At 70.6% G+C, this 9872-nt stretch carries 6 protein-coding genes and 1 pseudogene; 6 read left to right on the top strand and 1 reads right to left on the bottom strand.

All coding sequences use genetic code 11. The features are described 5' to 3' along the window. Positions 1–535: pseudogene (locus M0P34_RS10010) on the top strand (acyl-[acyl-carrier-protein]--UDP-N-acetylglucosamine O-acyltransferase); the annotation flags it as partial. Between the two features lie 17 nt (positions 536–552). Next, on the top strand, positions 553–1392 hold the full coding sequence (gene lpxI, locus M0P34_RS10005) for a UDP-2,3-diacylglucosamine diphosphatase LpxI (RefSeq protein ID WP_291498774.1): 840 nt from the start codon (positions 553–555) through the stop codon (positions 1390–1392). A 90-nt stretch (positions 1393–1482) separates the two neighbouring features. Here lpxI and M0P34_RS10000 read toward each other — a convergent pair whose 3' ends face one another. Continuing rightward, positions 1483–2190, bottom strand: coding sequence for an N-acyl homoserine lactonase family protein (locus M0P34_RS10000; RefSeq protein WP_291498773.1), 708 nt, complete (start codon positions 2188–2190; stop codon positions 1483–1485). A gap of 170 nt (positions 2191–2360) precedes the next feature. Here M0P34_RS10000 and M0P34_RS09995 point away from each other — a divergent pair, with 170 nt between their 5' ends. The 4 genes from M0P34_RS09995 to M0P34_RS09980 form a co-directional block, all read left to right on the top strand. Then, positions 2361–3584, top strand: coding sequence for a stage 0 sporulation family protein (locus M0P34_RS09995; protein WP_291498772.1), 1224 nt, complete (start codon positions 2361–2363; stop codon positions 3582–3584). Between the two features lie 33 nt (positions 3585–3617). After that, positions 3618–5585, top strand: coding sequence for a methionine--tRNA ligase (gene metG, locus M0P34_RS09990; RefSeq protein ID WP_291498771.1), 1968 nt, complete (start codon positions 3618–3620; stop codon positions 5583–5585). A 498-nt stretch (positions 5586–6083) separates the two neighbouring features. Then, entirely contained in the window at positions 6084–9317 is a 3234-nt protein-coding gene (gene carB, locus M0P34_RS09985) for a carbamoyl-phosphate synthase large subunit (RefSeq protein WP_291498770.1), read from the top strand. A gap of 46 nt (positions 9318–9363) precedes the next feature. Then, positions 9364–9872, top strand: a 509-nt coding sequence (locus tag M0P34_RS09980; RefSeq protein WP_291498769.1) for a class II glutamine amidotransferase, incomplete at its 3' end; no start/stop codon positions are given.

Genomic DNA, 9872 nt, shown 5'->3' with positions numbered 1-9872 from the left:
CCTGCACCGCGGCACCGAGACCGGGCGCGGCGAAACCATCATCGGCTCGGGCTGCATGATCATGGCCTACGCCCATGTGGCCCATGACTGCCACATCGGCGACCATGTGATCATGGCCAACGGCGTGATGCTCGCCGGGCATGTGGACCTGGGCCACCATGCGGTGATCAGCGGCATGTCCGGGGTGCACCAGTTCGCGCGGGTGGGCGAGTTCGGCTTCGTGGGCGGCATGTCCGGCGTGAGCCAGGACGTTCCGCCCTTCGTCATGGCCGCCGGGGTGCGCGCGCAGCTGCGCGGGCTGAACCTCATCGGCCTGCGCCGCAACGGCTTCAGCCCCGAGGCCATCTCGGGCCTGAAGAAGGCCTACAAGCTCATCTGGCGCGCGGGCAAGGAGCGCCAGGAGGCCCTGGCCGAGGTGCAGGAAACCCTGGGCGACATCGCCGAGGTGGCCCGGCTGCTGGAGTTCATCCGCTCCAGCGAGCGCGGCATGCTTTGCGACAGCGGCCTGCGCAACGGCCAGAACCGGGGCGAGTAGCGCCGGGCGGGCGGGGCATGGCCGAGGTCATCGGACTCATCGCCGGGGGCGGGCAGTTTCCCTTCCTGGTTGCCCGCGCGGGGCGCGCCGCGGGGGCCCGGGTGGTCGCCGTGGGCTTCGCGGGCAACACCGACCCCGCCCTGGCCGCCGAGGCGGCCTCCTACGTCGAGCTGCACCTGGGCCAGGTGGCCCGCCTGTTGCGGACCTTCAAGGACCAGGGCGCCACCAGCGTGGTCTTCGCCGGAACCATCAACAAGCCCCGGGCAATGGACCTGCGCCCGGACTGGCTGGCGGCCAAGCTCCTGCTGCGCCTGGCGGGCAAAGGCGACGACGCCATCCTGAGCACCCTGGCCGGGGAGCTGGAGCGCCAGGGCCTGCGCCTGGCCAGCGCCCTGGAGCTGCTGCCCGGCATGGCCACCCCCGCCGGGCCGCTGACGGCCAAGCCCCCGCGCGCCAGCGACCTGGACGACCTGCGCCTGGCTTGGCCCATGGCCAAGACCCTGGGCCGCATGGACATCGGCCAGTCCCTGCTCATCCGCTCGGGGGTGGTGGGCGCCGTGGAGGGCCCCGAGGGCACCGACGCGGCCATCGCGCGGGCCGGGGCGCTGCTGGGCAAGGGCTGCGTGCTGTGCAAGATATTCAAGCCCGGCCAGGACGCGCGCATCGACCTGCCCGCCGCCGGGCCGGACACCGTGCGGGCGCTGGCCGCCGTGGGCGGCTCGTGCATCGGCATCGAGGCCGGGCGTTCGGTGTTCTTCGACCTCGAAGAGAGCGTGGCCCTGGCCGAGCGCCACGGCATCCGTCTGGTGGGCCTGACGCCGGAGTATCTGGGCCTGGCCCCCGAGGCCGGGGCCTGAGCGGGCCCCGGGCCGCCCGGGGCCGCAATGTGCGACGCCCCCGGCGCAGCGCTGCGCCGGGGGCGTCGTTCGTCCGGCCCCGGGGGCGGATCAGAAGCGCATGGACGCCACGGTCAGGCCGTGGGTGGGCAGGACGACGGCGTCCAGGGCCTTGATGCGCTGCATGCTGTCGTAGGCCGCCAGCGCGTCGGTGTGGACCCCGGGGCAGATGGCCGGGCCGTTGTCGGGGAAGTTCTTCTCGTTGCAGCACTGGCCGGGCAGGGCCACGTCGCCCGATGCCGTGGGCACGAGCACCGTCTGGCTGCCCGGGGTGTGCCCGGGGGTCAGCAGGCAGCGGATGCCCGGCACGGGCTCGCAGTCGCCGTCCAGAACCCGGAACTCGATGTCCTCGGTGAAGTATTCGTCGTAGCGGTGGTCCAGGGGGTGGGGGTTGCGCATGAACTCCAGCTCCCTGCGCTGGACGAAGTGCGCCGCCCCGGGGAACAGGCGGTTGTTGCCGCAGTGGTCGTCGTGCAGGTGGGTGTTGATGACGGTGCCCACGTCCTCGGGGGCCACGCCGTGTTCGGCCAGGGCCTCGGACAGGGGCAGGGGCGTCAGGCCGGTCTGTTCGTGGAACCCGGCGGGCTCCATGACCTCGTCCTCGTCCAGCCCGGTGTCCACCAGGATGGTGCGCCCGCCGCCGCGGACCAGGAAGGCGTATATGGGCAGCCAGATGGGTTTGCCGTAGTCGCGCTGGTAGGTCATGATGCCCTGGTCGGGGTTGCGCACGCCGGTGAGCAGGGGGATGACGGTGTACATGGGCCCTCCTTGGCGGGCATGGCCCGCATGGACAACCATAACGCCGCGTGGGCTCAAGTCAACACTCGCGGCGCCGCCGGGGCGGGGCGGGTCCGGGCGTTTGATGTTCGGGCCGAACTGTTTTATATGAATGCGTTCCACCGAAGCCGAGAACTCCAGCGAGACGTCATATGAGCCATGTTTTGGGGCTGAAATTCAGCGACTACGGCCAGATATACTATTTCGACTCCGGCCCGTTCGTGGTCGCCAGGAACGACCGGGTCATCGTCAAGACCGACCAGGGCATGGGCCTTGGCACGGTGGTCACCCTGGGCGAGGTTCCGCCCGAGGACGTGCCCGCCGACGGCCTCAAGCCCATCTTCCGCCTGGCCACCGAGGAGGACCTCGCCACCGAGGCCGAAAACGCGGCCCTGGCGCGCGAGGCCTACCGCTTCTGCCGCCAGTGCGTGGCCGAACGCGAGCTGGAGATGAAGCTCGTGGACGTGGAGGTCTTCTTCGACCACAGCAAGATGGTCTTCTATTTCACGGCCCCGGGGCGCATCGATTTTCGCGAGCTGGTCAAGGATCTGGTGCGCAACTACCGCACGCGCATCGAGCTGCGCCAGATCGGCGTGCGCCACGAGACGCAGATGCTCGGCGCGGTGGGCAACTGCGGGCAGGTGGCCTGCTGCCGCCGCTTCATGCGCAAGTTCGCCCCGGTGACCATCAAGATGGCCAAGGAGCAGAACCTGTTCCTGAACCCGACCAAGATTTCCGGCATCTGCGGGCGGCTGCTCTGCTGCCTGTCCTTTGAGGAAGAGAACTACCGCGAATTCTACCGCCAGTGCCCCAAGATCGGCAAGCGCATGGACACCGACCAGGGGCTGATGAAGGTGCTGCGGGCCAACTTCTTTCGCGGCGGCATCACCGTGTTCACCGAGGTGGGCGAGGAGCGCGAGCTGACCCTGGAGGAATGGCACGCCCTCAACCCCCGGCGCTACGACCCGCAGGTGCCCCGGCCCGAGCCGCAGCCCGCGCCCGCGCCGCCCCGGCGCGGCGGGCGCCCCGGCCCGCGCGGCGCGGGTGGCGCCCCGGGCGGCCCCGCCTCGCGCGGGCCGCGCCCGGGCGGCGAGCCGTCGGAGCCCGCCGCCGAGGCGGCCGCACCCCGGCCCCAGGCCCCCGAGGGTCCGGGCGCCCCCCAGCCCGAGGCCGCCCCTGCGGCGCCCGCGGGCGCCGGGGACGGCGCAGGCGGCCAGGAGGCCGCGCCCCGGCGCGCCCCGCGCCCCGGCGGCCCGGGCCGCCGGGAGCCCCGCCCCGAGGGCGCCGCACCCGCCGAGGCCCGCCCCGCGGGCAACAAATCCTCTCGCCGCAGGCGCCGGCGCAAGCCGCGCCCCGACGGCGGCTCCAACGACTAGACCACGGCAGCGGACACCACAGGAGGACCGATCTTGAGCCGTTTCTTCATCACCACGCCCATCTATTATGTGAACGCCAAGCCCCACCTGGGGCACGCCTATACGACCATCGTGGCCGACAGCCTGGCGCGCTTCCACCGCCTGTGCGGCGACGAGACCTTCTTTCTCACCGGCACCGACGAGCACGGCGACAAGATCGTGCAGGCCGCCGAGAAGGCCGCCAGCACGCCCCAGCAATATGTGGACACCGTGAGCGCGCAGTTTCGCGACCTGTGGCCCGAGCTGGGCGTCACCAACGACGACTTCATCCGCACCACCGAGCCGCGCCACCGGCAGGTGGTGCAGGCCGTCCTGCAGAAGGTCTACGACGCCGGGGACATCTACCTGAAGAATTACGAGGGTCTGTACTGCTACGGCTGCGAGCAGTTCCTCACCGAGAAGGACCTCGACGCCGACGGCTGCTGCCCGGACCACAAGGTGCCGCCTGCCCGGATCAGCGAGGCCAACTACTTCTTCCGCATGTCCAAGTACCAGGGCTGGCTCAAGGAGCACATCCTGGCCAACCCGGACTTCATCCGCCCCGAGCGCTACCGCAACGAGGTCCTGTCCATGCTCGACATGGGCGTGCTGGACGACCTGTGCATCTCGCGGCCCAAGTCGCGCCTGACCTGGGGCATCGAGCTGCCCTTCGACACCGGCTATGTGACCTACGTCTGGTTCGACGCGCTCATCAACTACATCACCGCCCTGGGCTGGCCCGACGGCGAGCTGTTCGCCCGCTTCTGGGAGCACACCGACCACCTGGTGGCCAAGGACATCCTCAAGCCCCACGCCGTGTTCTGGCCGACCATGCTGCGGGCCGCCGGGCTGCCGGTCTACCGGCACCTGAACGTCCACGGCTACTGGCTGGTCAAGGACACCAAGATGTCCAAGTCGCTGGGCAACGTGGTGGAGCCCCTGGCCCTCAAGGACCGCTACGGCCTGGACGCCTTCCGTTATTTCCTGCTGCGCGAGATGCGCTTTGGGCGCGACGCCTCGTTTTCCGAGGACGCCCTGGTGGGGCGGCTCAATGCCGACCTGGCCAACGACCTGGGCAACCTGTTCTCGCGCGTGCTGGCCATGACCCACAAGTACTTCGGCGGGCAGGTGCCCGACCCCGGGGCGCGCACGGCCCCGGCGGACCCCGCCCTGGGCGAGCTGGCGCGAAACGCCCTGGACAATTACGCGGCCCTGTTCGGGCGCCTGGAGTTCGGGCAGGCCCTGGAATCGCTGTGGGAGCTGGTTCGCGCCCTGAACAAGTACGTCGACGCCTCGGCGCCCTGGACCCTGTTCAAGGAGGGCCGCACCGGGGAGCTGGCGGGGGTGATGTATACCCTGCTGGAAATGATGCGCAAGGTGGCCCTTTGCGTCTGGCCGGTGATGCCCGCCACGGCCGAGGCCATGACCGCCCAGCTCGGCGGACGCTTCGACCTGGCCCGCGTGGACCTGGACGCCGAGATTCGCGGGTTCGGGGGCCTGGAGCCCGGAACGGTCCTGGCCGCCGGGTCGAACCTGTTCCCGCGCGTGGAGCCGCCCCGCGAGGAGGCCGCCCCCCGGCCCGCCGCCAAGGCCAAGGAAAAAGCCAGGGAGAAGGCCCAGCCCGCCAAGGCCGCCCCGGCCGCGCAGCAGACCCCCGGCGTCATCGACTTCGCGGATTTCCAGAAACTCGACCTGCGCGTGGGCACGGTGCTCGCCGCCGAGCCGCACCCCGACGCCGACCGGCTCTTCGTGGTCCAGGTCGACCTGGGCGAGGAGACCCCGCGCCAGGTGGTGGCGGGGCTGCGCGAGTTCTTCCAGGCCGAGGACCTGCTCGGCCGCCAGGTGGTGGTGGTGGCCAACCTCGCCCCGCGCCCCCTGCGCGGCAAGACCAGCCACGGCATGATCCTGGCCGTGCGCCGCGAGGGCGGCATGGAGCTGCTCACCGCCAGCGGCCCCGTGGCCCCCGGGGCCAAGGTGTCCTGAGGGGCGGGCGCCCGCGTCCGGCCCGCCGCCCGCCGGGCCCGGGCCGGGCTGGTCCCCGGCCATCCGCCCGGCCCCGCCCGGGCCTGCGGAATGGGCGCCGGGCCTGCGGAATGGGCGCCGGGCCTGCGGGCGGCGTCGGCCGCCCCGCCCCGGGTTCCGGGCTGCCCCGGGCCTTCCCGGCGAAGCCCGCCGGCCCCGGCGCGCGTCGGCCTCCGCCCGGCCCCCGGGCCGGACCCCGGGCCGCGCCTGGCGGGTCGGCCCCGCCGCCCGGGTCCGGGCCCGGCGAAGCCGCGCCCGCCGGGGCTTCGCCGGGCCGGGGCGGGCCTTTTTCCTTTACTCCGGCAACGCGCTGGACTATAAAACCCGGGTGCTTTTTCCGGGGGCGCCAGCCTCCGTCCGCCCCGGCTCCGGCCCGCCGCCCAGGCCTGCGCCACCGTTCTGTCCCGCGGCGTCTCCCCCCGGGCGCGTGTCACCAACCCGAACCCCCGACCGACCCACATGCCCAAACGCACCGACCTCAGGAAGATCATGCTCATCGGCTCCGGGCCCATCGTCATCGGGCAGGCCTGCGAGTTCGACTACTCCGGCACCCAGGCCCTCAAGGCCCTGAAGGAAGAGGGCTACGAGGTGGTCCTGGTCAACTCCAACCCGGCGACGATCATGACCGACCCGGAGCTGGCCGACCGGACCTACATCGAGCCCATCGAGCCCGAGACCGTGGCGCGCATCATCGCCAAGGAGCGCCCCGACGCCCTGCTGCCCACCCTGGGCGGCCAGACCGCGCTGAACACGGCCCTGGCCGTGGCCGAGATGGGCGTGCTGGAGAAGTACGGGGTGGAGATGATCGGCGCCTCGCGCGAGGTCATCGAAAAGGCCGAATCGCGCGAACTGTTCCGCGCGGCCATGGAGAACATCGGGCTCAGGGTGCCCGAGTCGCGCATCTGCCGGACCCTGGCCGACGTGCGCGCCACCGCCGAGGTCATCCCGTTCCCCATCATCATCCGCCCGGCCTACACCATGGGCGGCACGGGCGGCGGCGTGGCCTACAACATGGAGGAGCTCGAAGCCATCGCGGCCACGGGCCTTGCCGCCAGCCGCTCCAGCGAGGTCATGCTCGAACGCTCGGTGCTCGGCTGGAAGGAGTTCGAGCTGGAGGTCATGCGCGACCGGGCCGACAACTGCGTGATCATCTGCTCCATCGAGAACCTGGACCCCATGGGCGTGCACACCGGCGACTCCATCACCGTCGCCCCGGCCCAGACGCTCAGCGACGTGGAATACCAGGCCATGCGCGACGCCGCCCTGGCCATCATGCGCGAGATCGGCGTGGAGACGGGCGGGTCCAACGTGCAGTTCGCCGTGAACCCCGCCGACGGCGAGATGGTCGTCATCGAGATGAACCCGCGCGTGTCGCGCTCCTCGGCCCTGGCCTCCAAGGCCACGGGCTTCCCCATCGCCAAGATCGCCGCCAAGCTCGCCGTGGGCTACACCCTGGACGAGATTCCCAACGACATCACCCGCGAGACCATGGCCAGCTTCGAGCCGACCATCGACTATGTGGTGACCAAGATTCCGCGCATGACCTTCGAGAAGTTCCCCGGCGCCGAGGACTACCTGACCACCGCCATGAAGAGCGTGGGCGAGGCCATGTCCATCGGCCGGACCTTCAAGGAGTCCCTGCAAAAGGGCCTGCGCTCCCTGGAGATCGGCATGCCCGGCCTGGGGCGGACCTTCGCCCGCGAGGCGTGCCCCGGGCGCGACGAGATCATGGCCCGGCTGCGCAAGCCCAACTCCAAGCGCCTGTTCCACCTGCGCTACGCCATGCTCTGCGGCCTGAGCGACACCGAGATCCACGAGGCGACCATGATCGACCCGTGGTTCATCCGCCAGATCCGCGCCCTGGTGGACCTGGAGGAGGAACTGCGCAACTTCCCCCTGGCCGGGTCGGTCTGCGCCTCGTCGACCGAGTGCGCGGAGCTCATGCTCCGGGCCAAGGAGCACGGCTTCTCCGACCGCCAGCTCGCCGCCATGTGGAAAAAGGACGAGCTGGACATCCGGCGCATCCGCCAGGCCATGGGCATCCGGCCGACCTACTACCTGGTGGACACCTGCGCCGCGGAGTTCGAGGCCTACACGCCGTACTATTACAGCACCTACGAGACCGGCCGCGAGGAGGCCCCCCGGCCCGGGCGCAAGGTCGTCATCCTCGGCGGCGGGCCCAACCGCATCGGCCAGGGCATCGAGTTCGACTACTGCTGCGTCCATGCCTCCTACGCCCTGAAGGAGCTGGGGGTGACCTCCATCATGGTCAACTCCAACCCCGAAACGGTCTCCACCGACTACGACACCTCCGACCGCCTGTACTTCGAGCCGCTGACCCTTGAGGACGTGCTGAACATCATCGAGCTTGAGCAGCCCGAGGGAGTGGTGGTCCAGTTCGGCGGGCAGACCCCGCTGAACCTCGCCGTGCCGCTGCTGCGCGCCGGGGTGCGCATCCTGGGCACCTCGCCGGACTCCATCGACCGCGCCGAGGACCGCGAGCGCTTCCAGGCCCTGCTGCGCAAGCTGGACCTGCGCCAGCCCGAGAACGGCACGGCCATGAGCGTGGAGCAGGCCGTGGCCGTGGCCGAGACCATCGGCTACCCCGTGGTGGTCCGCCCGAGCTACGTCCTGGGCGGGCGGGCGATGGAGGTGGTCTACGGCGAAGAGGACCTGCGGGCCTATTTCCGCCACGAGGTCACCGTGGCCCCCGAGCACCCCATCCTCGTGGACAAGTTCCTGGAGAGCGCCATCGAGGTCGATGTGGACGCCCTGGCCGACGGGCATGACGTGTACGTCGCCGGGATCATGGAGCATATCGAGGAGGCCGGCATCCACTCCGGCGACTCGGCCTGCGTCATCCCGCCGCACACCCTGGGCGCGGCCACCGTGGCCGAGATCGAGCGCCAGACCGTGGCCCTGGCCCTGGAGCTGGGCGTGGTCGGGCTGATGAACATCCAGTTCGCCGTGAAGGACGGGGAGATTTTCATCCTGGAGGTCAACCCCCGGGCCTCGCGCACGGCGCCCTTCGTTTCCAAGGCCACGGGCGTGCCCCTGCCCAAGCTGGCCACAAAGGTCATGCTCGGCGCGCGCGTGCGCGACCTGGACCCCTGGTCCATGCGCCGGGGCGGGCACGTTTCCGTCAAGGAGTCGGTGTTCCCCTTCAACCGCTTCCCGGGGGTCGACGTGCTGCTCGGCCCGGAGATGAAGTCCACCGGCGAGGTCATGGGCGTGGACGCGACCTTCGGCAAGGCCTTCCTCAAGGCCCAGCTCGGCGCCGGGCAGCGCCTGCCCCAGGCCGGGCGGGTGTTCATCTCGGTCAACGACCGCGACAAGCCCGCCATGGCCGAGACGGCGCGGACCTTCCACGAGCTGGGCTTCACCGTGGTCGCCACGCGCGGCACCGGCGAGTTCCTGGCCGGGCACGGCGTGCCCAGCGAGTTCGTCTTCAAGGTCTACGAGGGCCGCCCGCATATCGTGGACCGCATCAAGAACGGCGAGATCGACCTGGTCATCAACACCGCCTCGGGCAAGAAGACGGTCCATGACTCCTCGGCCATCCGCCAGACCACGCTGCTCTACAACGTGCCCTACACCACGACCCTGGCCGGGGCCAAGGCGATGGCCCAGGCCATCAAGGAAAGCCGCGCCAGCGGCACGGACGTGAAGAGCCTCCAGGAATACTACGCCTGAGGCCCCGGCGCCCGCACCCGAGAACCACCAGCATCGGCAAGCAAACATGAAACGTGAATATTGCGGCCTGTTCGGCATCGCCAACCACCCCGAAGCCGCCCGGATGACCTATTTCGGCCTGTTCGCCCAGCAGCACCGCGGTCAGGAAAGCGCGGGCATCGTCACCTGGGACGGCGCGGGCATCCGCGAGCAGAAGGGCATGGGCCTGGTGGCCGAGGTCTTCAGCGAGCGCCACCTGGGCAAGGAGCTCAAGGGCGACGTGGCCGTGGGCCACATCCGCTACTCCACCACCGGCGCCTCGCTCATCCGCAACGCCCAGCCGCTTTTGGTGCGCTTCGGCGAGCAGCAGCTGGCCATCGCCCACAACGGCAACCTGGTCAACGCCCTGGAGCTGCGCGAGGAGCTGGAAAAGCACGGCACCATCTTCCAGACCACCATGGACTCCGAGGTCATCGTCCACCTCATCGCGCGCAACATGATGGTCGAGGGCATGGACCTGGAGGACGCGGTGGGCGCCGCCTGCCGCACGGTGCGCGGCTCCTTCAGCCTGCTGCT

The organism is Desulfocurvus sp., assembly GCF_023230885.1.
Taxonomy (GTDB): Bacteria; Desulfobacterota; Desulfovibrionia; order Desulfovibrionales; family Desulfovibrionaceae; genus Desulfocurvus.
The sequence above is the reverse complement of the archived record's forward strand: the minus strand, read 5'-3'. Positions and strand labels throughout refer to the sequence as shown.